Annotated in this window: 19 protein-coding genes; 9 read left to right on the top strand and 10 right to left on the bottom strand. The window is 67.1% G+C overall.

Annotated features, from left to right (window positions below; genetic code table 11):
• Both phnY and pbfA read left to right on the top strand, forming a co-directional pair.
• Window positions 1-1,461, top strand: coding sequence for a phosphonoacetaldehyde dehydrogenase (gene phnY, locus C8261_RS05740; protein WP_107492720.1), 1,461 nt, complete (start codon window positions 1-3; stop codon window positions 1,459-1,461).
• Complete coding sequence (gene pbfA, locus C8261_RS05735) at window positions 1,455-2,801, top strand: (R)-1-hydroxy-2-aminoethylphosphonate ammonia-lyase (RefSeq protein WP_107492719.1); 1,347 nt, start codon at window positions 1,455-1,457, stop codon at window positions 2,799-2,801. Before phnY ends, pbfA begins: the two co-directional genes overlap by 7 nt.
• Window positions 2,802-2,819: 18 nt before the next feature.
• Here the strand turns inward: pbfA and C8261_RS05730 are convergent, their stop codons facing one another.
• The gene (locus C8261_RS05730) at window positions 2,820-3,428 is read right to left on the bottom strand and encodes a class I SAM-dependent DNA methyltransferase (protein WP_107492718.1); all 609 of its coding nucleotides are present in this window, start codon (window positions 3,426-3,428) and stop codon (window positions 2,820-2,822) included.
• A gap of 96 nt (window positions 3,429-3,524) precedes the next feature.
• Between C8261_RS05730 and lysM the strand changes: the two genes are divergently transcribed.
• The gene (gene lysM, locus C8261_RS05725) at window positions 3,525-4,028 is read left to right on the top strand and encodes a peptidoglycan-binding protein LysM (protein WP_107492717.1); all 504 of its coding nucleotides are present in this window, start codon (window positions 3,525-3,527) and stop codon (window positions 4,026-4,028) included.
• A gap of 6 nt (window positions 4,029-4,034) precedes the next feature.
• Here the strand turns inward: lysM and C8261_RS05720 are convergent, their stop codons facing one another.
• Entirely contained in the window at window positions 4,035-4,823 is a 789-nt protein-coding gene (locus tag C8261_RS05720; RefSeq protein WP_146161649.1) for an NUDIX hydrolase, read from the bottom strand.
• Window positions 4,824-4,830: 7 nt separating this feature from the next.
• The gene (gene asd, locus C8261_RS05715) at window positions 4,831-5,676 is read right to left on the bottom strand and encodes an archaetidylserine decarboxylase (protein ID WP_107492715.1); all 846 of its coding nucleotides are present in this window, start codon (window positions 5,674-5,676) and stop codon (window positions 4,831-4,833) included.
• Between the two features lie 114 nt (window positions 5,677-5,790).
• Between asd and siaA the strand changes: the two genes are divergently transcribed.
• The 5 genes from siaA to C8261_RS05690 are packed head-to-tail and all read left to right on the top strand — an operon-like array spanning window position 5,791 to window position 10,226.
• Window positions 5,791-7,788, top strand: coding sequence for a biofilm regulation protein phosphatase SiaA (siaA, locus tag C8261_RS05710; protein ID WP_107492714.1), 1,998 nt, complete (start codon window positions 5,791-5,793; stop codon window positions 7,786-7,788).
• A 13-nt stretch (window positions 7,789-7,801) separates the two neighbouring features.
• A complete protein-coding gene (gene siaB / locus C8261_RS05705; protein WP_107492713.1) occupies window positions 7,802-8,344 on the top strand; it encodes a biofilm regulation protein kinase SiaB in 543 nt (180 codons plus the stop codon).
• A 24-nt stretch (window positions 8,345-8,368) separates the two neighbouring features.
• Window positions 8,369-8,746 carry a biofilm regulation phosphoprotein SiaC gene (gene siaC, locus C8261_RS05700; protein ID WP_107492712.1) on the top strand — a complete coding sequence of 126 codons (378 nt, stop codon included), beginning with the start codon at window positions 8,369-8,371 and terminating at the stop codon, window positions 8,744-8,746.
• A 2-nt stretch (window positions 8,747-8,748) separates the two neighbouring features.
• Window positions 8,749-9,555 carry a biofilm regulation diguanylate cyclase SiaD gene (siaD, locus tag C8261_RS05695; protein WP_107492711.1) on the top strand — a complete coding sequence of 269 codons (807 nt, stop codon included), beginning with the start codon at window positions 8,749-8,751 and terminating at the stop codon, window positions 9,553-9,555.
• Between the two features lie 56 nt (window positions 9,556-9,611).
• Window positions 9,612-10,226 (top strand): hypothetical protein, encoded by a 615-nt coding sequence (locus tag C8261_RS05690; protein WP_107492710.1) that lies wholly within the window; start codon window positions 9,612-9,614, stop codon window positions 10,224-10,226.
• 205 nt (window positions 10,227-10,431) lie between these two features.
• Here the strand turns inward: C8261_RS05690 and C8261_RS17135 are convergent, their stop codons facing one another.
• The 7 genes from C8261_RS17135 to acs all read right to left on the bottom strand — a co-directional run bounded on the left by C8261_RS17135 (window position 10,432) and on the right by acs (window position 20,891).
• Window positions 10,432-10,923, bottom strand: coding sequence for a hypothetical protein (locus tag C8261_RS17135; RefSeq protein WP_146161648.1), 492 nt, complete (start codon window positions 10,921-10,923; stop codon window positions 10,432-10,434).
• A 55-nt stretch (window positions 10,924-10,978) separates the two neighbouring features.
• Window positions 10,979-13,018 (bottom strand): sodium:solute symporter family protein, encoded by a 2,040-nt coding sequence (locus C8261_RS05685; RefSeq protein ID WP_107492709.1) that lies wholly within the window; start codon window positions 13,016-13,018, stop codon window positions 10,979-10,981.
• A gap of 94 nt (window positions 13,019-13,112) precedes the next feature.
• Window positions 13,113-15,290 (bottom strand): 3'-5' exonuclease, encoded by a 2,178-nt coding sequence (locus tag C8261_RS05680; RefSeq protein ID WP_107492708.1) that lies wholly within the window; start codon window positions 15,288-15,290, stop codon window positions 13,113-13,115.
• A 3-nt stretch (window positions 15,291-15,293) separates the two neighbouring features.
• Window positions 15,294-15,665 (bottom strand): response regulator transcription factor, encoded by a 372-nt coding sequence (locus tag C8261_RS05675; RefSeq protein ID WP_107492707.1) that lies wholly within the window; start codon window positions 15,663-15,665, stop codon window positions 15,294-15,296.
• Between the two features lie 18 nt (window positions 15,666-15,683).
• Window positions 15,684-18,452: a sensor histidine kinase gene (locus tag C8261_RS05670; protein ID WP_107492706.1), complete on the bottom strand. Its 2,769-nt coding sequence runs from the start codon at window positions 18,450-18,452 to the stop codon at window positions 15,684-15,686.
• Window positions 18,453-18,465: 13 nt separating this feature from the next.
• Window positions 18,466-18,663, bottom strand: a complete 198-nt coding sequence (locus C8261_RS05665) for a hypothetical protein (protein WP_181358858.1) — start codon at window positions 18,661-18,663, stop codon at window positions 18,466-18,468.
• 257 nt (window positions 18,664-18,920) lie between these two features.
• Entirely contained in the window at window positions 18,921-20,891 is a 1,971-nt protein-coding gene (acs, locus tag C8261_RS05660) for an acetate--CoA ligase (protein WP_107492704.1), read from the bottom strand.
• 257 nt (window positions 20,892-21,148) lie between these two features.
• Between acs and C8261_RS05655 the strand changes: the two genes are divergently transcribed.
• Window positions 21,149-22,681 carry a fumarate hydratase gene (locus C8261_RS05655; protein WP_107492703.1) on the top strand — a complete coding sequence of 511 codons (1,533 nt, stop codon included), beginning with the start codon at window positions 21,149-21,151 and terminating at the stop codon, window positions 22,679-22,681.
• Window positions 22,682-22,948: the final 267 nt, after the last annotated feature.

Below are 22,948 nucleotides of genomic sequence, written 5' to 3'. Positions count from 1 at the left end.
ATGAGCCTGCTTTCCGCCCTCGCCGGCATCCGTGCCGGTCATCCCATCCATGCCAGCCTGCAGATCGCCGGACACACGGTCGACAGCCCCCGGCGCATCGACGTCCGCAGCCCCTACAGCGGCGCCCTGGTGGGCAGCGTGCCAATGGTCACGGCCGCCGACGTGGAGCGCGCGCTACGCACCGCAAAGGCCTGGCGCAGCCCGCTCAGCCGCCACCAGCGCGCCACCATCCTGCTCGCCACCGCAGAACGCCTGCGCGCCGCCAGCGAAGCGGTGTCCGACCTCATCAGCGCCGAATCCGGGCTCTCCAAGGCCGACACCCGCTATGAGGTGGGGCGCGCCTGCGACGTGTTCACCTTCGCCGCCCACGAAGCCCTGCGCGACGACGGCGCCACTTTCTCCTGCGACATCACCCCGCACGGGCGCAGCCGCAAGGTGTTCACCACCCGCGAGCCCCTGCTCGGCGTGATCAGTGCCATCACCCCCTTCAACCACCCGCTCAACCAGGTCGCCCACAAGGTCGCCCCGGCCATCGCCAGCAACAACCGCATGGTCCTCAAGCCGTCGGAGAAAACCCCGCTGTCGGCCCTGCTGCTGGCCGAGATCCTGCGCGACGCCGGTCTGCCGGCGGAGATGTTCACGGTGCTCACCGGCGACCCCGCAGACATCGCCGCCCCCCTTCTCAGCGCCGCCGAGGTCGATCTGGTCAGCTTCACCGGCGGCGTCGCGGTGGGCAAGCAGATCGCCGCACGCGCGGTCTACAAGCGCCAGGTGCTCGAACTTGGCGGCAACGATCCGCTGATCGTCATGGAGGACGCCGACCTCGACGAGGCCGCCGCACTGGCGGCCTCCGGCTCCTACAAGAACTCCGGCCAGCGATGCACGGCAATCAAGCGCATTCTGGTGCAGGAGACGGTGGCTGCGCCCTTCATCGCCCGTCTCGTCGAAAACACCCTCGCGGTGCGCCACGGCGACCCCTTCGACGAATGCAACAGCATGGGCACGGTGATCGACGAGGCTGCCGCCATCGCCATCGAGGCGCGCGTCAGTGACGCCATCGCGCGCGGCGCGCGCCTGCTCTGCGGCCACCAGCGCAACGGCGCACTGTACGCACCGACGGTGCTCGACCGCGTCGATCCGTCGTGGCCGCTGGTGGCGCAGGAGACCTTCGGCCCGGTGTCGCCGGTGATCCGCTTCCGCGACATCGACGAAGCCATCGCCATCGTCAATGCGGTGCCCTACGGCCTGTCCTCGGCAGTGTGCACCAACCGCATGGACTGGATCACCCGCTTCGTCCGCGAACTGCAGGTCGGCACGGTCAACATCCGCGAAGTCCCCGGCTACCGCCTCGAACTGACGCCCTTCGGCGGCATCAAGGATTCCGGCCTGGGCTACAAGGAAGGCGTACTGGAGGCCATCAAGGGCTTCACCAACCTCAAGACCTGGTCGCTGCCGTGGTGACACTGCCCGACCGCAGCGAGGGCGACATCAACCTCACCCCGCGCCGCCAGGCCTGGCAGGACGCCACCCTCGACGAAGCCACGCGCGCGCTGCTCGCCGAGGACGCGCGCTGGTTCCTCCACCAGTCGATGTCCACCCCGTGCCTGGATGCCCTCGCCGGTGCCGCCGGCAGCACCCTCACCACTGTCGACGGACGCCGCCTGCTCGACTTCCACGGCAACAGCCTGCACCAGGTGGGTTACGGCCACCCGCGCGTCAAGGCCGCGGTCATCGACATGCTCGACCGCCTGCCCTTCTCGCCGCGCCGCTTTACCAACGACACCGCGGTGAGCCTCGCCCGCCGCCTGTGTGAAAGCGCCCCCGGCGACCTCGACAAGGTTCTCTTCGCCCCCGGCGGCACCTCGGCGATCGGCATGGCGCTGAAGCTCGCCCGTGTCGCCACCGGTCGCCACAAGACCCTGTCGATGTGGGGCAGCTTCCACGGCGCCTCGCTCGATGCCATCTCGCTGGGCGGTGAAGCGGCCTTCCGGCGCGGCATCGGGCCGCTGCTGCCGGGCGCCGAGCACGTCCCGCCCTGCGACCCCGGCGACTGCCCGTTTGGCTGCAGCGGACGCTGCGCGCTGCGCTGCGCGGACTACGTCGACTATGTGCTGGAAAAAGAAGGCGACGTCGCTGCGGTGGTGGTGGAGACCATCCGCTGCACCGACGTGCAGATCCCCCCTGCGGACTACTACCGCCGCCTGCGGGCGGCCTGCGACCGCCACGGCACTCTGCTGATCCTCGACGAGATCCCCATCGCCCTCGGGCGTACCGGCCATCTCTACGCCGTCGAGCGCTACGGCATCGTCCCCGACATGCTGGTGCTCGGCAAGGGCCTCGGCGGCGGCCTCTTTCCCCTTGCCGCGCTGCTCGCCCGCGCCCATCTCGACGTCGCCGGCCACATCTCGCTGGGTCACTACACCCACGAAAAGAGCCCCCTCGCCTGCGCCGCCGCCCTGGCAACGCTGGACGTCCTCGATGCGGAAGAGCTTCCCGCTCGCAGCCTGCGTCTCGGCGAGGCCCTGCGCATCCGTCTCGAAGGCCTGCGCGCGCACTGCGCGCTGATTCACGAGGTGCGCGCCGCCGGGTTGCTGGTCGGCATCGAACTGCGCCGCCCCGACGGCCGCCCGGCCGAGGACGAAGCCGAGATGGTGCTCTACCGCTGCCTCTCCGCCGGTCTCTCGTTCAAGATCGGTCAGGGCAACGTGCTGGTCCTTGCCCCGCCGCTGAACATCAGTGACGCCGATCTCGACCGCGCCTTCACCATCCTCGCCGACGCCCTGTGCAGCCCCGCGGAGTAAAAGAGCACCGGCCCCGCTTCAGCCCGCAGCGCGTTCCGCCACCATGAGGAACAGCGGATAGCGCCGCGCGCCCTTCTCCATCGTGAACACGGTGTCGAAGCGCACAGCGCAAAAACCCGCCGCCTCGGCGAGCGCGGCCAGCGTGCTGCGTTCGAAGCCGTTGTGGCCGTCGAAGCCCTCGCCATGAAAGGAACCGTCCTCGGCGTCGAGGTCGGCAATGCACAGGCTGCCTCCGGGCGCGAGCAGGGCGTTGAGGTCGGCCAGGGCACGCGCACTGTCGGCAATGTGGTGCAGGGTCATCAGCGAGAACACCACATCGTAAGGGCCGGCCGGCGCCTCCCCAGCGCCCAGTTCGAAGTGCAGCGGCGCCACATTGGCGATACCCGCGGCGGCGATCTTGTCGCGCAGCACCGCCAGCATGCCCGGCGAATTGTCGGCCAGGGTGAGGTGGGCGAACTCGTCTCGCAGCGCAAAACCAAGCAGTCCGGTGCCGCAGCCGAACTCCAGCGCCCGCATCGACGGGCGTAGCGCCACCATGGCGCGGATGCCCGCTGCCACCGCCTGCGCACGCGCATGCTTGACGGGGTCGTCATCCCAGGCAGTGGCCTTGTGGTCGAATTGATTCATCGTCGGTGCAAATCGGTAGCGTTGTGTGTCTGGCCGCAGCGCCGTCACGCGGCGCTGGCTACAATGCAAAAACCATTACCCCGCAAGGATACCCCCATGAGCCTGTTCAAGTTCATCAAGGATGCCGGCGAACGCCTGTTCGGCAGCGGCGAAGCCCAGGCCGCAACCCCGGCCGCCGGTGCGCCTGCCGCGCGCCCCGACCCGGCAGCGGCCAACGCCAGCGCCGCTGCCGCCATCAAGACCTATATCGAGAAGATGCAACTGGCTCCGGCCGATCTCGCCGTCGCCTTCGACGGCGCCACTGCCACGGTCACCGTCTCCGGCACCGCGCCAGACCAGGCCACCCGCGAACGCATCCTGCTCGCCGCCGGCAACGTGCGCGGCGTCGCCGACGTTGACGACCGCATGCAGGTCGCCAGCCCCGCCCCGGAAGCGCGCTTCCACACCGTGGTGCGCGGCGACACCCTGTCGGCAATCGCCAAGACCTACTACGGCAACGCCAACCGCTATCCGGCAATCTTCGAAGCCAACAAGCCCATGCTCAGCCACCCGGACAAGATCTACCCCGGGCAGGTGCTGCGCATTCCCGCGCTCGACTGAACACCCTCAGCGCGTCAGCAGCCACTGCGCTGCGACAGCGGCCGCATCCTCGGTGAACGCACCGTCGAGGATGGCGGCCGCGACTTCGTCGACGTCAAGCAGGACAAACTCCGCCACCTCGCCATCGCTGTTGCCCGGCACGAAATCCTCCGCCACAACGAGGTGATGGACATGCAGCCATTCGTCGTGCATGCCCTCATCCTCCTCGCGCCGGGCATGGAGCGTGGTCAGCGCACGAGCCTGTGCCGCGAGCCCGGCGGGGATGCCGGCCTCCTCCGCACATTCGCGCCGCAGCGTCAGCGCCGGCGTCTCGCCGCTGGCCACGCCACCGGCGACGAGATTGTCGAGCAGGCCGGGATCAATGGCCTTGGCCAGCGAACGCCGGGCGATCCACATGCGCCCCGCGGGCGTTGTCGCATTCAGATGCACGGCGTGGCTGCGCAGGCCGTAGCGGCGGAACACGCCACGCTCCAGCCGGCACAGGCCGGGGGCAGCGGTGGCGTTGCCACACACCTCGTAGGTCTCGTCGCGCCAGGCGCGGAACCAGCCTTCGGCCCGCAGCAGCGCCACCTGCGCGTTCCAGCCCTGCTGCAGCGCCGCGCCGTCGACAGCGCTCTCCAATCCTCGCCGGCCACAGACGAAAGGGCCGGCGCACGCCGCCACCCGCGCGGCAAAATCGGCGCGCAGCGCACCGATGCGCTCAGCGCCGGCGAAAAGGGGGACATACGGTGCCGGCACGGGTTTCCGCAACCCGTCGACAATGGCCTGCAAGGCCTTGGCGGTTGCCGGACTCACAGACGTCTCAGGGGCGCCCGCCCATGGCCTCGCCCATGCGGACCGGCGCACCGGGCTGCCACGCCGGATTGAAGGCGATGGTGTCGCGCGGAAACAGCATCACCACCGTCGAACCGAGCAGGAAGCGCCCCATCTCCACCCCCTTCTCCAGCACTACCTCGGCCTCGTCATAGTGCCATTCGCGCAGCGTGCCGCTGCGCGGCGGATTGACCACGCCATGCCATACCGTCGCCATGCTGCCGACGATGGTCGCACCGACCAGCACCAGCGCAAAGGGACCGTTCTCGCTCTCGAAGATGCATACCACGCGCTCATTGCGCGCAAACAGCCCCGGCACCCCGCGCGCGGTGGCCGGATTGACCGAGAACAGGGCCCCGGGAACGTGGATCATGCGGCTCAGGCGGCCGCTGCAAGGCATGTGGATGCGGTGGTAGTCGCGCGGGCTGAGATACAGGGTGGCAAAGCTGCCGCCCGCGAAGCGCGCCGCCAGTGCGGCATCGCCACCAAGCAGCGCGCGGGTACTGTAGTGGTGGCCCTTGGCCTGGAAGATCTGCTCGCCGTCGATGGCGCCGAACTGGCTGATCGCCCCATCGACCGGGCACAGGAAGGCGCTGTCGGCAAGGGGGCGCGCATCCGTGCGCAGCGGGCGGGTGAAGAAAGCGTTGAAGCTGTCGTAGGCGGCAATGTCCGGATTCGCCGCTTCGCTCATGTCGACCTTGTAGCGGCGCACGAACCAGCCGATCACCCGGGTGGTCAGCGCCCCGCCGCGCCAGCCGGCAAACGTCCCCGCAGCAACGGTAAGGGCCTGCTTGGGCAGCAGGTACTGCAGGGCAACGGCGATACGTTCTGACACGGCAACGGTCCGGTAGTGGGCAGGGAGCGATTATAGCCAAGGGGGTCGTTCATGGCAGCGCACACCGATTGGCGCTATTCTTGGCGTTTTGCGCTGACGCGAAAAGGGCATTGAATGGCGGACTGGGGTCACGGCATACGGGCAAAATCCACCATCGCACTGCTGATCGCCTGCCTGGTTGCGCTGGTCCCGGCAGTGTTGATCGGCATGCAGGTGGTCGAGCGCATCCGCGGCCACTTCGGCGAGGCCTACGCGCGCAACTTCACCGAGCTCCACGGCGAACGCATCCTCGGCCCGCTGGCCCGCGAGCTGGCGCTGGCGCGTCGCTTCGCCGGTGCGCTGCCGATGCGCGAATGGCTGCGCGACGAGGACAACGCCACGCTGCGCAGACGTGCCTTCGAAGAGGCCGAAGCCTATCGCGCCGACTTTCTCGACCGCAGCTACTTCATCGCCAGCCGCGGCGGACTCGCCTTCCACTTCAACGACACCACCACCCCCTACAGCGAGGCGCCACGCTACCTGTTCGACCGCGACAAGCCGGACGACGCGTGGTTCTTCTCCACCATCGCGGCAGAGGCGACGGAGAACCTCAACCCCAATCCCGACCGCTGGCTGCATAAGATCAAGGTGTGGATCAACGTCGTCGTCGTCGACCAGGGCGAACGCCTCGGCGTCGCGGGCACCGGCGTCGACCTGTCGACCTTCATCCAGTCCTTCATCCGCACCGCCGAACCCGGCGTGACGCCGATGATCGTCGACACCAGCGGCGCCATCCAGGCCCACCCCGACAGCGCGCGCATCGCCTTCGGCTCCGGCGCCACCGGCGACGCCGCAGCCACCGCCACCCTGCCCGCCCTGCTGTCCTCGGCGGCCGAACGCGAAGCCCTCGCCGGTGCGCTGCAGCGCGCCAGCGCCGCCCCCGGGCAGGTGCAGATCATCGAGGCGGTGCTCGACGGCCGCCGCCAGCTGCTCGCCCTCACCTATCTCGACGCCCTGCGCTGGCACCTGGTCACCGCCGTAGACCTCGACGCCGCACGGATCATCGAAGGTGGCTGGCTGAAAGCCGCCATCGCCGCGCTGGTGGTCGTCGTGCTGCTCCTCCTGGGCGCCTTCGCGGTGGCTGTCGACCGCCTCCTGCTGCGCCCCCTGCGCGGCCTTCACCAGTCCGCCACCGCGCTCGCCGAAGGGCGCTACGACGTCTCCCTGCCACCACCCGGGCGCGACGAACTGGGCGACCTCAACCGCGCCTTCGCACGCATGGCGACCCAGATCAGGAACCACACCGCCGATCTGGAAGAAAAAGTGCGCTCGCGCACCCAGGCGCTCAGCGAGAGCCATGCCGCGATGGCCGAAGCGCAGAAGAAGGTCAGCGACTCCATCCAATACGCCAGCCTGATCCAGCGCGCGCTGCTGCCCGACCGCCAGCTCGCCAGCCTGCTCGGCGAACACCACTTCGTGCTGTGGCGCCCACGCGACGTCGTCGGCGGCGACTTCTACCTCTTCCGCGCCGAAGGCGATCACTATCTCGTCGGCGTGGTCGATTGCGCCGGCCACGGCGTTCCCGGCGCACTGATGACCATGCTCGCCCGCGCCGCCCTCGACGACGCCATGAACCGCCACGGCATCGATGCCCCCGCCACCTTGCTCGCCCACGCCGACCGCAGCCTGCGCGGCATGATCGACCAATCCACGCTGCCGCGCGCCATCGCCACCAACATGGACGTCGGTCTCGTCTGCGTCGACCGCGGTGCCCGCCGCCTGCGCTTTGCGGGGGCCAAGATCTCGCTCTACTGGAGTGACGGAGAGGAGGTCGGCGAACTCGCCGGCGCACGCCGCGCGCTGTGCGACCGCCGCGGCGGCGAGTACAACGAGCACAGCGTCGAGCTGCGCCCCGACCTCACCTACTACCTGGTCACCGACGGCTACCTCGACCAGGCCGGTGGCGACGAAGGCTTCGGCTTCGGCAACAGCCGCTTCGCCGAACTGCTGCGCAGCCACGCCCGCCTGCCCATGCACGAGCAATCGACCGCCCTCGACCACGCCCTCGAAAGCTACCGCGGTACCCACGCCCAGCGCGACGACATCACCGTGCTCTCCTTCCGCATCGACTGAACACAGGCCCTGCATGAACACCATCGACTTTTTCGGCGTCCGCGAGCTCTTCACCCACAACAACATCCTGCTGTGCTTCAACGGCCCGATCTCGCGCAGCCTCATCGAAGAGATCGGCAACGCCCTCAAGAACTACCTCGAAGCCGCCGCCGTGCAGCCCTCCGCCGTCATGGACGTCTTCGGCACCTATGTCGAGATGACCCAGAACATCCGCCACTACGCCAGCCTGCGCGGCTATGGCGAGGCCGACAGCTCGGCGACCATCATCGTCGCCCGCGACAGCGCCGACGCCTACCTGATCCAGGCCGGCAACATCGTCGAAGCCGCCGACGGTGCCGCGCTGCTCGAACGCATCGCCCTCCTCGCCAGCCTCGACAAGGCCGCCCTCAAGGCCGCCTACAAGGAGCAGCTGCGCAAGCCGCGCGCCGAAGGCGCCACCACCGGCGCCGGCCTCGGCCTCATCGACATGGCACGCAAGGCCACCCGCCCGCTCGCCGCCAACCTCACTCCGCTTGACGACGGCAAGGCCTTTTTCAGCCTGCAGGCCGTCATCTGAACCGCCCTCCGCTAGAATCAGACCATGAACGACCTCAACATCCCCGGCACCCAGACCACCCCGTCCATCGTCTCCGACCATGCACAGGGCATGCTCGCCATCGCCGGCGACTCCTACCCGGAAAACTCCTTCGAGTTTTTCACCGCCACCATCGAGTGGATCGAAGGCTACCTCGCCGGCAGCGACCGCCCGCTGCACCTCGAACTGCGCCTGATCTACATGAACACCAGCTCGGTGAAAGCCATGATGGACATCTTCGACCTCCTCGAAGAGGCCCACGGCAAGGGCCGCAAGGTCTCCGTCGACTGGTTCTACAACCCGCGCAACGAACGCGTCGAGATGCTCGCCGAGGAGTTCCGCGAAGACTGCTCCTTCCCCTTCAACATCGCCGCCCGCGAATAAACATGCGTCCTGCCGCACCCGGCCCCGCCGACGAGGAAGCCGCCATTGCCGCGGCCGAAACCCTGCTCGCCGACCCTGGGCACCGCGACCACCCGCTACGCGCCGCGCTCGCCGACCTGCTCGCCGTGCACCGCGCCCAGCAGGAACGCGTCGAGCGCCTGGTGCGCATCTCCGACGGCTACCACAGCCTGTCGCGCACACACAGCAGCAACCTCACCGAAAAGTTCGAACGCCAGGTGCGCCGGCTGGAAAAACTCGCCCGCATCTCCGACCTCTACCAGAGCAACCTGCGCGAACTCACCGAGGCCCTGCGCGAGACCTCGCTCAAGGACCCCCTTACCGAACTGGGCAACCGCCGCTACCTGATGGACCGCCTGAAGGAAGAGACCGAACGCGCGCGTCGCAAGGACAGCCCGCTGTGCGTCGCCCTCCTCGACGTCGACCATTTCAAGCAGATCAACGACCGCCACGGCCACGACACCGGTGACCAGGCGCTGTGCCGCATCGCTGCGGCAATGCGCGCCAACGTGCGCGAGTACGACACCATCGGGCGCTGGGGCGGAGAAGAATTCCTCCTCCTCTTTCCCGACACCGGCGAGGCCGAAGCCACACTCACCGTCGAGCGCGTGCGCGAAGCCATCGCCGCCATCGACCTCGACCTCGGCCACGCCCCACCCCTCGGCCTCACCGCCAGCATCGGCCTTACCCGCCAGCGCAGCGGCGAGACCTACTCGGCCACCGTCAACCGCGCCGACGACGCCCTGCTCTCCGCCAAGCAACTCGGCCGCAACCGCAGCGTCGTACTATAGTCACCGCAACGCCGCCCACTGCCGCACGCATCGCATCAACTGCAAGGAGCCCGAGCATGGAAAACGAAACCCGCAACACCCCCGAAAGCGAACCCACGCTGACCCCGCCGCCCGCCACCAAGGCGCGCAGCGCACTGGCCCCGCTCACCGAAATCAGCCTGCCGCTGTGGGTCAGCCTGGTGCTCGCCGTGCTCGTCATCATTGTCTTCATCTGGAAGGGCGTCGCGGTTTCCGCCGTCGAACGCGGCATGGAAACCGAACGCCAGGCCCTGGAGGCCAGCCGCGCTGCCGTGCAGGTGGAAACCCAGGCCACCATCGCCCGCCACAGCGACAACACCCACGCCCTCTTCGGCACCGCACTGGCGTGGGCCATCCGCGGCGACATGATCCGCAACAACCTCGACCAGATCGACCAGTACTTCAACGAACTGGTGCGCAATGAGCGCATCGATCTCGTCCTCCTCGCCGACCCCGCCGGCAAGGTCCTCGTCTCCAGTGACCGCGCCTTCCTCGACGCCCCGCTGCCCGGCCACATTCCCGCCGGCGCACTGCAGGAACCGCGCGTCACCGTCAGCGCCGCCGAAGACGGTCAGAAGCGCCTGGTCGTCCCCATCCAGGGCCTCAACAGCCGCCTCGGCACCGTCGTCCTCACCTATCGCGACCCGAGCTGATCCGCTCCCCCTGCCAATGACACGGCCGCCCACGGGCGGCCGTCTTTATTGTGCAGGGAAACTATGCCGTCCGCTCAAGCGACCAGGCGGTAACGGTGATGTGATCAATAAATGAACGCATTACCCCTTGCCTCCCGCAGTGGGAGCAGGAATCCGCCCGAGCGGCGCGGGCGTATTATCGACGCGAAGCAAAGCGGCACGCCTTTCATCGTCCGCCTGCACCACCTGCCATTTCTTCTCTGATGCTCATATAGATCGCCATGCACTCGCCATGAGCGCCACCGGAGGTGGCAGAACGCGCCAGAGCGGATATGGACTCATCGACATGCCTCAATTCAAGCTCCACAGACTCCTCGATATAAGGAATCGTACACAGGTCAGATGCTGAAAACACCCCGGGCACAAGACCCAGAACGGCATCTGGATTCCGGACCAAGGCTCTTGACAACGCGAACCTCAGAGAGAGCGCAGTGGAAGCATCGGCCCATCCGGCCATTAGTGACGAAGCACGAATCGAAACCTCGTCACCACCTTCCATCTCGTCGAGGAGGGATTCAAACTCGCCAGTGGTGACAATATGGTCAAAGTAAGGCTTGCCTTCCAGCTCCAGCCTTTCAACTGCCTTCCCCGAACCACTCCCGGCAAATGAGCAGCCGCTGACAAGCAGAAAAACGAGGAAGTAACGCGCAAATTTCATTCCACCCCCTTACCGGACCAAAACCACCTTTCTCACGCCAACGGCTTGTAGCTGCTCAGTGCCCCTCGCCGCCGGGCAGTTGCGGATAGCGGACGAAATCCACCAGGTCCTGGATTTCCTGCGGTGGTGGCGGGGTGAGGAGGCTGATGACGATGATCACCAGAAAGCCCAGCGGCACACCGAAGGCGCCGGCGGCGATGGGGGCGATGCCGAGCCAGGCGTTTTCCATGGAGCCGCCGAAGAAGCTGTGGGTGCTGACGACGTAGTAGAGGGTGATGCCAAGGCCGGCGAGCATGCCGCAGACGGCGCCGGGGCGGTTGGCGCGCTTCCAGAAGATGCCCAGCACCAGTGCCGGGAAGAAGGCGGCTGCGGCGATGGAGAAGGCCAGGCCGACCATGAAGAGGATGTTGTCGGGGCGCAGCGAGGCGACCCAGGCGGCGACCACGGCGACCACCAGCAGTTGCGACTTGGAGATCACCAGGCGGCGGTGGGTGGAGGCGCGCGGATTGACGACCTTGTAGTAGAAGTCGTGCGAGAGGGCGTTGGAGATGGTGAGCAGCAGGCCGTCGGCGGTCGATAGCGCTGCAGCGAGCCCACCGGCGGCGACGAGGCCGGCAACGACGTAGGGCAGACCGGCGATCTCGGGGGTGGCGAGGACGATGACGTCGGTGTTGATGGTGAGCTCGGCCAGTTGCAGGATGCCGTCACCGTTGAGGTCCTCGATCTTGACCAGCCCGACCTTGCCCCACGAGGCCACCCAGGCGGGCAGTTCGGTGAGGCTGGAACCGACGAGGTTGCTGTACACCTCCCACTTGGCGAACACGGCGTAGGCTGGTGCGGTGACGTAGAGCAGGAAAATGAAGAACAGCGCCCAGAACACCGAGCGCCGTGCTTCCACCACCCCGGGGGTGGTGTAGTAGCGCATCAGGATGTGCGGCAGCGCGGCGGTGCCGACCATCAGCACGAAGACCAGGGCGATGAAGTTGTTGCGCGAGCGGGCGACCTCTTCCGGGGTGTCGCCGGGGTGGGCGGTGGCATGGCGGGGTGGCGGGCGGGCGCGCTCGAGGGCGTGGGCGCGCTGTTTCTCCCAGCGCGCGCGGGCCTCCTCGGCGGTGCGCGGGAGGTCACGCAGGGCGCGCTCGGTAAGGGCGATCTCGCGCGCGCTGCCGTCTTCGAGACGCAGGGCGTTGAGGCGTTCGATCAGCGCGGCACGTTCGGCATCGAGCGACACCGGCAGTTCGGCGATCTTGCGGCCGAACTCGTCGGCGCGGTAGCGGTACTGGCGGCGCACCTCGATTTCGCTGGCTTCGTTCATCAGTTCGTCCTCGCGCTCGCTGATCTGCCCCAGCACGGTGCCATACACGGCCTGCGGCAGGGGGATGCCGGTGACCTTGTAGGAGAGGATGACCACCGGGACGAGGTAGGCGATGATGAGGATGACGTACTGGGCGACCTGGGTCCAGGTGACCGCGCGCATGCCGCCGAGGAAGGAGCACACGAGGATGCCGGCAAGGCCGATGAAGAGGCCGATTTCGAATTCGACGCTGACGAAACGGCTGGTGACCAGGCCGACACCGTAGATCTGCGCCACCAGGTAGACGAAGCTGGCGAGCACGGCAGCGGCAAGCCCGACCATGCGGGCGAAGTTGCCCTGGTAGCGTTCGCCGAGGAAGTCGGGGATGGTGTATTGGCCAAACTTGCGCAGGTAGGGGGCGAGCAGCAGGGCCACCAGCACGAAGCCGCCGGTCCATCCAGTGACGAAGGCCAGCCCTTCGAAGCCGGCAAAGTAGAGGGTGCCGGCGAGGCCGATGAAGGAGGCCGCGCTCATCCAGTCCGCGGCGGTGGCCATGCCGTTGAACACTGCCGGTACGCGGCGCCCGGCGACGTAGTATTCGGAGACATCGGAGGTGCGGCTCATCACCCCGATGCCGGCATAGATGGCGATGGTGGCGAACAGGAAGATGTGGCCGATGGCGGCCTGCGACATGCCGAGGTACTCGCCGATGGCGAGCAGCATGATGAAGGCCGCGAAGCTGCCGGTGTACCAGCCGTAGTAACGCCGCAGCTGATGGGAGAACTGGGTGCCCGAACTCATCGGCACTCCGCCGCCGGCCGCACGCCGCGAGCGGGCTCAGGGCCGGCGCACGCCGCCTTGCCCTGCCCCGCTGCGGACCCGGTCAGCGCACAGGTCAATACTTGATCCTCGCGTAGTAGGTCTGCTGGGCAGCTTCGCGGGCTTCGCGCAGGGTGCGGATGCCGCGCTCGGCAAGCAGCGGGATGAGCTTGATGAGCACGTCGGCGGTGACCACGGCGTCGGCCAGCGCGGTGTGGCGGCCGTCATTGACCAGCCCGAAGCGCTGCGCGATGGCGTCCAGGCTGTGCGATTCCTGATTGGGGTGGACCACCGCGGAAAGCAGCAGGGTGTCAAGCACGGGCTGATCGAAGCGCAGCCCGGTGGCGGCTTCCTTGAGCTGCAGGAAGCGCATGTCGAAGGCGGCGTTGTGGGCGACCAGCACGGTGTCTGCGGCAAAGGCATGGAAGGCCGGCAGGACCTTGTCGATGGTGGGCTGGCCGTGCAGCATCTCGGCGCTGATGCCGGTGATCTGCACGGCCTGGCGCGGCATGTGGCGGCGCGGGTCGACGAGCTGCTCGAAGGACTCCTGACGCAGCAGCTTGCCGTTGAGCACGCGGGTGGCGCCGATCTGGACGATCTCGTCGCCTTCGGAGGGGTTGAGCCCGGTGGTTTCGGTGTCGAAGACGGTGTAGGCCAGCTCGGAGAGCAGGCAGTCGTCCAGCTCATGGGCCCGGGCGCCCCAGGAGAAGAGGTCGAAGTCGTAGTACTCGGGGCGGCTTTCGGTGGGGCCGGCAGCCTCCAGGGCCTGCTCCTGAGGCAGCGCGGCGGGCAGCAGGAGACGGAAGAAGGCACGGTGACGGACCTTCTCGCGCTCCAGCCACATCTCGCCGCCGTGGCGGTCGATGACGTCGCGCACCGCCAGCGGGCTGCTCTCGCCGGCGAAGCGCATCGGTTCGAGCTCCCAGCTCATCACCGTCTCGGTGCTCATCGCCTGCCCCGACCAGATCAGGTCGAGATGCACCAGGCGCTCGCCGGCGGCGCTGAGGCGGAAGCGCACCTCGCGGACCTCGAACTCGTCGGAGAGGCGGCTGGCGAGATAACCGATGGCCTGCAGCAGGGAGAAACTGTCCACCTTCACCCACAGGGTTTCGTCGATATCCTCCAGCTTGGTGGGCAGGTTGAGGAGGTTCTCGATGCGGCGCTGGGCGGCGGAAACGAGGTCTGCGCCAAGCATGTCTTCGAGCGGCCAGCGCGACTTGAGGGCGTCGGCAAACTCGCTGGCGGCGCCGTCGAGGCGCTCGCTCATGGCCTTCACCTCGTCGCGGATGACCTTGCGGAAGCGCACCCGCAGTTCGTCCTGAAGGTCGGCGTAATCGAGCATCTCGGCGGCGGCGCGGACGTTGGCGAGGGCGGCGCGGTTGCCTTCGGTGAGGGTGTGGATCATGTGGTCACGCTGCGCTTCCTTGTCGAAGTCGCGGGTGATGTTGTCCAGCATGATGATGAAGCCGCCGAGCTGGCGGCTGTCGGCGGTACCGCCTTCGGCGCTGCCGTGCTGGAGCACCGGAGCCATCTGCACGCGGATGAGCTGGCCGCTGGCGGTGGTGGTGACAAAGTTGGCCACCGGCTGGACGGCGTGGCGGCGCAGGCGCTGTTCGATGTTCTCCAGCGCGTGGGCGATCAGGTTGCGGTCGAAGACGGTGTAGATGGAGCGCCCGAGACCGATCAGCTCCCCGCCACCGGCAACACCCGGAGCCGCCGAAAAGGCGCGGAACTGCGCGCGCGCGCTGGCGTTGTAGAGCAGGATGCGGCCGTCCAGATTGCACACCACGACGCTCTGGGTGATCTCCGACATCAGCGCCGCGAGGCGATTCTTCTCTTCTTCCACGCGCCCCTTGGCTCGGGCGATCTGCGCTTCGACGTCAGCCATCATGGCGTCGCGCTGCTCGGCCAGTTCGTTGGCCACCGCCACCACGGCCTGCACCTCCGGCGGCCCCGAGGGGGTGACGCGCAGGTTGCGGTTGGCGCCAAGCATCAGGCGCAGCTGTTCACCGAGGCGCTCCAGGCCCTTGACGTAGTGACGGAAGAGATCGCGCACCACCACCACGCCGAGTCCGAAGCCGAAGGCGGTGACGAGGGTGCCGAGCGGCAGGTGCGGGGCAATGGTCTGCAGCAGGGTGTCGCGCTCGGCGCCCTCGGTCGCGATCCAGATCAGCGCCGCGGTCAGCACGAAGGGGCCGGTCATCAGCAGGCCGAGCACCACCACCGCGAGGGCAAAGCGCATCCGTGCCGACATTGATCAGGCCTCCGCGAGCATGGCACGCACCTTCTCGACGAGGTCGCGGGTGGAGAAGGGTTTGGTCATGTAGGCGTCGGCGCCCATTGCCAGTCCGCGCGCAACCTCGGTGTCGCGCCCCTTGGCGGTAAGCATGAGGATGCGCACGGCCTTCAGCGCGGGATCGGACTTGACCTCCTGACAGACCTCGAAACCGCCCTTGCGCGGCATCATGACGTCGAGCAGGACGAGGTCGGGCTGTTCGGCGCGGATGCGCGCAACAGCCTCTTCACCGTCGCTGGCGATGCTGACCTCGTAGCCCTCGCGCTTCATGAGAAATTCCAGCGAGATGACGATGTTCTGCTCGTCATCGACTATCAGTATTTTCTTCGACATCCTTGTCTCCCCTGTTGTCTATTCTATTGCATTGTCCGCACCTTCTGCGCCTTCGGTGGCCGCGGCGAGCGGCAGTTCGAAGGAGAAGGTGGCCCCCTCTGCGGGGGGCGATTCGACCCACATGCGACCGCCGAAATGCTCGACGATCTGCTTGCTGATCGGCAAACCCAGGCCGGTGCCCTGCGGCCGCGAAAGGGCGTCACCGCCCTGACGGAACTTCTCGAAGATCACCGGCATGAAGTCGGCGGCGATGCCCGGACCGTTGTCGCTCACATCCACCCGCAGGCTGCCCTCGCCGGCGCTCAGACGCACGCTGATGCGCCCGCAGCCCTGGGGCACGAACTTGGCGGCGTTGGAAAGCAGATTGAGCATCACCTGCACCAGGCGGTCGTGATCGGCACGCAGCAGCGGCACCGCCGCGGGCAACTGCACGTCGACGGTGGCACCGCGATCGCGGAACAGTTGCGCGGTGGTGCTGACGGCGTGCTCGACGAGCTCGCGCAGGTCGATGTCCGAATTGTGCCACTCCGCGTGGCCGGATTCGATCTTCGCCATGTCCAGCACCTGGTTGACCAGACGGGTCAGGCGTTCGGTTTCGGAGACGATGATGCCGAGGAAGCGGGTGCGCTCGGCGAGGTCGATCTTCGGATCGTCGTGGAGCATCTCCGAGAAGGCGCGGATGGAGGTCAACGGCGTGCGCAGCTCGTGGGTCACCGAGGACATGAAGTCGTCCTTCAGGCGGTCGAGCTCCTTGAGACGCTCGTTGGCGCGGCGCAGCTCGTCGGTGGCAGCCTCCAGCTCGCGCGATTTTTCTTCGAGCTGGTGCGAGTAGGCGCGCACCTGCGAGGCCTCGTCGAGGATGTTCATCACCTCGTCGAGGCCGAGCGGCTCTTCCTGCGCCACCGAGGACACCATCACCCGCGCCGAGGCGCTGCCGATGGCACCGGCGAGGAGGGTTTCGGCAAAGTGCACGAGACCGGCGTCGGCTTTCAGGTCTTCGACGCGCGCCACACCGCGCGAGCGCGCATAGCCGGCAAAGGCCTCCTCGGCCCGCCGGCTGCCAAGAAAGCGCGCCACCAGCGGCTGCAGGTCGGCAACCTCGGCGCTGCCGCGCCAGAAGCTCGCCGGCACGCCGCCCTGGCCACGGCGGAAGACATCGACAAAGAGGGTGGCCTGACTGGCTTCCTGCCCGGTGGGGGCGCGCAGCAGCGAGACCAGCACGTAGAAGCCGATGTTGGCGGTCATGCTCCAGAACAGCGCATGGCTGATGTTGTCCAGCCCCTGGAGGCCAAAGAGCTGTTCCGGGCGCAGCCAGGCGAGGCCGAACAGGCCGTGGTCGAGGAAGCTGGCATCGAGCCAGCCGGACTTGGCGAACGACGGCAGCAGCAGGGTGTAGGCCCACAGCACGAAGCCGGCCAGCAGACCGGCAAGCGCGCCGTCGCGGGTACCGCCGCGCCAGTACATGCCACCGAGCATGGCCGGAGCGAACTGGGCCACCGCGGCAAAGCTGATCAGGCCGATGGAGACCAGCGCATAAGCCTCGCCGGCGAGGCGGAAGTAGAGGTAGCCGAGCAGCAGCACCAGCACGATGGCGCCGCGGCGGATGGCCAGCAGCAGGCCGGTGAGGTCCGGATATGCGGCTTCCTTGAAGCGCTTCAGGCGCAGCAGCAGGGGCATCACGAGGTCGTTGCAGACCATCGTCGAGATGGCGATGGTCTCGACGATGACCATTCCGGTGGCCGCCGAGAGGCCGCCGACGAAGGCCAGCAGCGCCAGCGCGCGCTGCTCATGGACCAGCGGCAGGGTGAGCACGAAGGTGTCCGGATCCACGGTGCCGCTGCCGAACAGCAGCAGACCGCCGAGCGCGATGGGCAGCACGAAGATGTTGATCGCCAGCATGTAGGTGGGGAACAGCCAGGTGGCGCGGCGCAGGTGCTGTTCGTTGACGTTCTCCACCACGGTGACCTGGAACTGCCGCGGCAGGAAGATCACCGACAGCATCGCCAGCAGGGTAAGCGCAAACCAGCCGCCATAGCCCCCGGTGCTACCGCCGGAGACGGTAAACAGGCCGGCGAGGTCGGCATCGGCAAAGGCACGCGCGAAGATGTCGCCAAAACCGTCGAAGAGCCCGTAGGTGACGAACAGGCCGACCGCCATGAAGGCCACCAGCTTGACCACCGATTCGAAGGCGATCGCCGCCACCATGCCCTCGTGGCGCTCGGTGGCGTCGAGGTGGCGGGTGCCGAAGAAAACGGTGAACACTGCCAGCACGAGGGCGATGTAGAGCGTGCTGTCGTGCAGCCAGGAGCCCGCGTGAATGGCGCGGTAGCCGGCGTCGTGCTCGCCGATCAGCAACGCATAACCGCTGGAGATGGCCTTCAGCTGCAGGGCAATGTAGGGCACGGTGCCGACCACGGCGATGACGCTGACCAGGCCGCCGAGCAAATGGCTCTTGCCGTAGCGCGAGGCGATGAAGTCGGCGATGGAGGTAATGCGGTATGCCTTGGCGATGCGGATCATCTTCAGGATGATCAGCCATGACAGCGCAAAGCCCAGTGTCGGCCCCAGATAGATGGGCAGGAACCAAACCCCGCCGGAGGCCGCGCGCCCGACACTGCCGAAGTAGGTCCACGCCGTGCAGTACACCGCCAGCGAGAGGGCGTAGGTCCACGGGTTGGCGATGATCGAGCGCCCCTGATCGGCGCGACGATCGCCGAAATGGGCGACCGCGAAGAGCAGCAGCAGGTAGGCGAAGGAGACGCCGACGATCAGCGCACCGGAGAGCATGGTCGGGGCTGCCTCAGCGCGATCCGCGTTCGACGATCCAGGCGATCAGCGCGATCATCGCCGCCCACACCGCGAACACGTAGATGTACAGCAGTGGAAAGCCCAGCGTCAGCGTGGCAACGTCGAACAGCGACAGCAGCGGATAGTTGAACAGCAGCATGCCGCCCAGAAAGACGCCTGCCAGACGCTGCCCGGCGAGTCCCTTGCGCATGATGCACCTCCATTTCCGCTACGGCCATACGGATATATTAGCCCGGCAGGCCATTGCCGTCCGGACCATGGGCTTTTCCACTTCGCTCAGGACAGCCCTGCGGCAGGCCGCCGGCAAGGCTGTATCGGCCAGGAAGGGAAGAAAAAAGGCGCGTCTTGCGGCGCGCCTTTCTCCTCCTCCCCACGCCGGCGGAGCCGGCTTGCCTCGTTATTGTTGCCGGTTCGGCCTCTGCGGGCCGGTTACCGGTAGTTCCGCCGTCAGGCGGAGGTCTTCAGCTGCTCCAGGATCGCCGGATTCTCGAGGGTCGACGTATCCTGGGTGATCTCCTCACCCTTCGCCAGCTGACGCAGCAGGCGTCGCATGATCTTGCCCGAACGGGTCTTGGGCAGGTTCTCGCCAAAGCGGATGTCCTTGGGCTTGGCGATGGGGCCGATTTCGTGACCGACCCAGTTCTGCAGTTCCTTGACCATGGCCTTGGCGGCATCGCCGGTGGGGCGCTCGCCCTTCAGCACCACGAAGGCCACGATGGCTTCGCCGGAGACCTCGTCCGGACGGCCGACCACGGCGGCTTCGGCAACATTCTCGTGAGCCACCAGGGCGGATTCGATTTCCATCGTGCCCATGCGGTGGCCGGAGACGTTGAGCACATCGTCGATACGGCCGGTGATGGTGAAGTAGCCGGTGTCCTTGTCGCGGATCGCGCCGTCGCCGGCGAGATACAGCTTGCCCTTGAAGTCGTCCGGGTAGTAGGACTTCTTGAAGCGTTCGTCGTCGCCCCACACGGTACGGATCATCGACGGCCACGGACGCCTGACCACCAGGATGCCGCCCTGGCCGTTGGGCACTTCGGTACCGGTCTCATCGACCACCGCAGCCTGGATGCCCGGGAAGGGCAGCGTGCAGGAACCCGGCACCATCGGGGTGACGCCCGGCAGCGGGGTGATCATGTGGCCACCGGTCTCGGTCTGCCAGAAGGTATCGACGATCGGGCAGCGGCTGCCGCCGACGTTCTCGTAGTACCACTCCCAGGCCGCCGGGTTGATCGGCTCGCCCACCGAGCCGAGGATGCGCAGGCTGGTGAGGTCGTACTTGTTCGGATGCACGGCCGGGTTGTTGTCCGCGGCCTTGATCAGCGAACGGATCGCGGTCGGCGCGGTGTAGAACACGGTGGCCTTGTGGTCCTGGATCATCTTCCAGAAACGGCCGGCGTCCGGGTAGGTGGGCACGCCTTCGAAGACGATCTCGGTGGCGCCGCAGGCCAGCGGGCCATAGGTGATGTAGGTGTGGCCGGTGACCCAGCCGATGTCGGCGGTGCACCAGAAGACATCGTTCGGCTTGATGTCGAAGGTGTACTTCATGGTCAGCACCGCATGCAGCAGATAGCCGCCGGTGGAGTGCTGCACGCCCTTGGGCTTGCCGGTGGAGCCGGAGGTGTAGAGCAGGAACAGCGGGTGTTCGGCTTCGACCCACTCCGGCTCGCAGGTGTCGGCCTGACCGGCGACCAGGTCGGTGTACCACTGGTCGCGTCCGGCGGCCATGGTGACATCGCCACCGGTGCGCTTGACGACGACGACATTCTTCACGGTTTCGCAGCCGCCCAGCGACAGCGCCTCGTCGGCGATCGCCTTCAGCGGCAGGGCCTTGCCGCCGCGGAACTGGCCGTCGGAGGTGATCAGCGCCACCGCCTGGGTATCGCTGATGCGGTCACGCAGGGCCTGGGCGGAGAAGCCGCCGAAGACCACCGAGTGGGTGGCACCGATACGGGCGCAGGCCTGCATGGCGACGATGCCTTCGATGGACATCGGCAGATAGATGACGACGCGGTCGCCCTTCTTGACGCCCATGCCGCGCAGCGCGTTGGCGAACTTGCAGACGCGGGCGAGAAGATCCTTGTAGGTGACCTTGGTGACTTCGCCGCCGTCGGCTTCGAAGATGATGGCGACCTTGTCGCCCAGACCCTTGTCGACGTTGCGATCGAGGCAGTTGTAGGAGGCGTTCAGCTTGCCGTCGGCAAACCACTTGAAGAAAGGAGCATTGCTCTCGTCCAGCACCTGGTTGAAAGGCACCTTCCAGTCCAGCAGCTCGCGCGCCTGGCGCGCCCAGTAGCCTTCGTAGTCCTGCTCGGCTTCCTTGCACAGCGCCAGATAGGCATCCATGCCGGACACGGCGGCGTTCTTCACCACGTCGGCCGAGGGGTTGTAAACACGCAGCTGCTGTTCGTTGGACATTCTTTCCTCTCCTAACTGTTCTATTAATTAGGTTGAAGCGCGCTCCCGGAGGGAGCCGTCGGCAACACCGACCTTCTGCACTTCTTCGCATCTACCGCCGCGAACTGGGCGCTATTGAAGAATATCTATCTTACACACGACTTACAGACAGATCTCTGCGCCGTTACCCGGTCCGGGCGCCGGGGCGATGCTAGAATTCCGGGTTTTCGTGTGCCCCGCCCGGGGCCTGCCCGCCCCCCACTACGGAGAACCTCGCCATGACCGTGATTCGCGAAGAAGACCTGATCCAGTCCGTCGCGGATGCCTTCCAGTACATCAGCTACTACCACCCGCTGGACTACATCAAGGCGCTGGGCGAAGCTTATGAACGCGAGGAAAGCCCGGCCGCGAAGGACGCCATCGCGCAGATCCTCACCAACTCGCGCATGTGCGCCGAGGGCCACCGCCCCATCTGCCAGGACACCGGCATCGCCGTGGTGTTCCTGAAGGTCGGCATGGACGTGCGCTGGGACGCCAGGATGAGCGTGCAGGACATGGTCAATGAAGGCGTGCGCCGCGCCTACAACCACCCGGACAACAAGCTGCGCGCCTCGGTGCTGCTCGACCCGGCCGGCAAACGCCAGAACAGCAAGGACAACACGCCGGCGGTGGTGCATTACGAGATCGTCCCCGGCCACCATGTGGAAGTGATCTGTGCAGCCAAGGGCGGCGGCTCGGAGAACAAGACCAAGATGGCCATGCTCAACCCGTCCGACTCCATCGTGGACTGGGTGATCAAGACCGTGCCGACCATGGGCGCCGGCTGGTGTCCGCCGGGCATCCTCGGCATCGGCATCGGCGGCACGCCGGAGAAGGCCATGCTGCTGGCCAAGGAGTCGCTGATGGCGCCGGTGGACATCCATGAACTGAAGGCCAAGGCGGCCAGCGGTGCCACCCTCACCCGCGTCGAGGAACTGCGCCTGGAGCTGATCGAGAAGGTCAACGCGCTGGGCATCGGTGCGCAGGGCCTGGGCGGTCTGACCACCGTGCTCGACGTCAAGATCATGGACTACCCCACCCACGCGGCCAGCTTGCCGGTGGCGATGATCCCCAACTGTGCGGCGACCCGCCACGTGCATTTCCACCTCGACGGCTCCGGCCCGGCCAAGCTGGAAACGCCGAAGCTGGAAGACTGGCCCGACGTCACCTGGAAGGCCGACACCAACGTCGCCACCCGGGTGAACCTCGACACCCTCACCAAGGAGGAAGTCGCCTCCTGGAAGCCGGGCCAGATCCTGCTCCTCAACGGCAAGATGCTCACCGGCCGCGACGCCGCGCACAAGCGCATCCAGGACATGCTGGCGAAGGGCGAGAAGCTGCCGGTGGACTTCACCAACCGGGTGATCTATTACGTCGGCCCGGTCGACCCGGTGCGCGACGAAGTGGTCGGCCCGGCCGGCCCCACCACCGCCACCCGCATGGACAAGTTCACCCGCATGATGCTGGAGCAGACCGGCCTGATCTCCATGATCGGCAAGTCCGAGCGCGGCCCGGTGGCGATCGACGCCATCCGCGACAACAAGTCCGCCTACCTGATGGCGGTGGGCGGTTCGGCCTACCTGGTGTCGAAGGCGATCAAGGAAGCGAAGGTGGTCGGTTTCGAGGACCTCGGCATGGAAGCCATCTACGAGTTCACTGTCGAAGACATGCCGGTGACCGTGGCGGTCGATTCCAGCGGCACCAGCGTGCACAACACCGGCCCCAAGGAGTGGCAGGCGAAGATCGGCAAGATCCCCGTCGTCACCGCCTGAGCGCCCCCCCCGCAGCACACCCGCCCCGCCCTCCCGGCGGGGTTTTTCTTGCCGCGCCGGGCGCCGCCCTGGCCCGCATTTCTCACACTGGCACGTCACGAGGGGGTCGAGGCGCCGTCGTGGTGCGCCGCACGGAGCGAGCGGCGCCGAAGGCGTAGCTGACACTACGTCGAGGCGGCGCGAGCGAGTACGGCGTGCCACGGCGAGCGTATCGGCACCCGCAGCAGGGACGGGGTGAGACATGCGGGCTTACGCTGCCGGCGCGCG

The sequence above is a fragment of the Pseudothauera lacus genome, from assembly GCF_003034845.1.
In the GTDB taxonomy this organism is placed as follows: domain Bacteria; phylum Pseudomonadota; class Gammaproteobacteria; order Burkholderiales; family Rhodocyclaceae; genus Pseudothauera; species Pseudothauera lacus.
This window is presented reverse-complemented; position numbering and strand designations above follow the sequence as displayed.

Coding starts and splice junctions, on each gene's coding strand:
- phnY (WP_107492720.1), top strand. CDS start 1: ATGAGCCTGCTTTCCGCCCTCGCCGGCATCCGTGCCGGTCATCCCATC.
- C8261_RS05730 (WP_107492718.1), bottom strand. CDS start 3,428: ATGAATCAATTCGACCACAAGGCCACTGCCTGGGATGACGACCCCGTC.
- lysM (WP_107492717.1), top strand. CDS start 3,525: ATGAGCCTGTTCAAGTTCATCAAGGATGCCGGCGAACGCCTGTTCGGC.
- siaA (WP_107492714.1), top strand. CDS start 5,791: ATGGCGGACTGGGGTCACGGCATACGGGCAAAATCCACCATCGCACTG.
- siaB (WP_107492713.1), top strand. CDS start 7,802: ATGAACACCATCGACTTTTTCGGCGTCCGCGAGCTCTTCACCCACAAC.
- siaC (WP_107492712.1), top strand. CDS start 8,369: ATGAACGACCTCAACATCCCCGGCACCCAGACCACCCCGTCCATCGTC.
- siaD (WP_107492711.1), top strand. CDS start 8,749: ATGCGTCCTGCCGCACCCGGCCCCGCCGACGAGGAAGCCGCCATTGCC.
- C8261_RS05690 (WP_107492710.1), top strand. CDS start 9,612: ATGGAAAACGAAACCCGCAACACCCCCGAAAGCGAACCCACGCTGACC.
- C8261_RS17135 (WP_146161648.1), bottom strand. CDS start 10,923: ATGAAATTTGCGCGTTACTTCCTCGTTTTTCTGCTTGTCAGCGGCTGC.
- C8261_RS05685 (WP_107492709.1), bottom strand. CDS start 13,018: ATGAGTTCGGGCACCCAGTTCTCCCATCAGCTGCGGCGTTACTACGGC.
- C8261_RS05680 (WP_107492708.1), bottom strand. CDS start 15,290: ATGTCGGCACGGATGCGCTTTGCCCTCGCGGTGGTGGTGCTCGGCCTG.
- C8261_RS05675 (WP_107492707.1), bottom strand. CDS start 15,665: ATGTCGAAGAAAATACTGATAGTCGATGACGAGCAGAACATCGTCATC.
- C8261_RS05670 (WP_107492706.1), bottom strand. CDS start 18,452: ATGCTCTCCGGTGCGCTGATCGTCGGCGTCTCCTTCGCCTACCTGCTG.
- C8261_RS05665 (WP_181358858.1), bottom strand. CDS start 18,663: ATGCGCAAGGGACTCGCCGGGCAGCGTCTGGCAGGCGTCTTTCTGGGC.
- acs (WP_107492704.1), bottom strand. CDS start 20,891: ATGTCCAACGAACAGCAGCTGCGTGTTTACAACCCCTCGGCCGACGTG.
- C8261_RS05655 (WP_107492703.1), top strand. CDS start 21,149: ATGACCGTGATTCGCGAAGAAGACCTGATCCAGTCCGTCGCGGATGCC.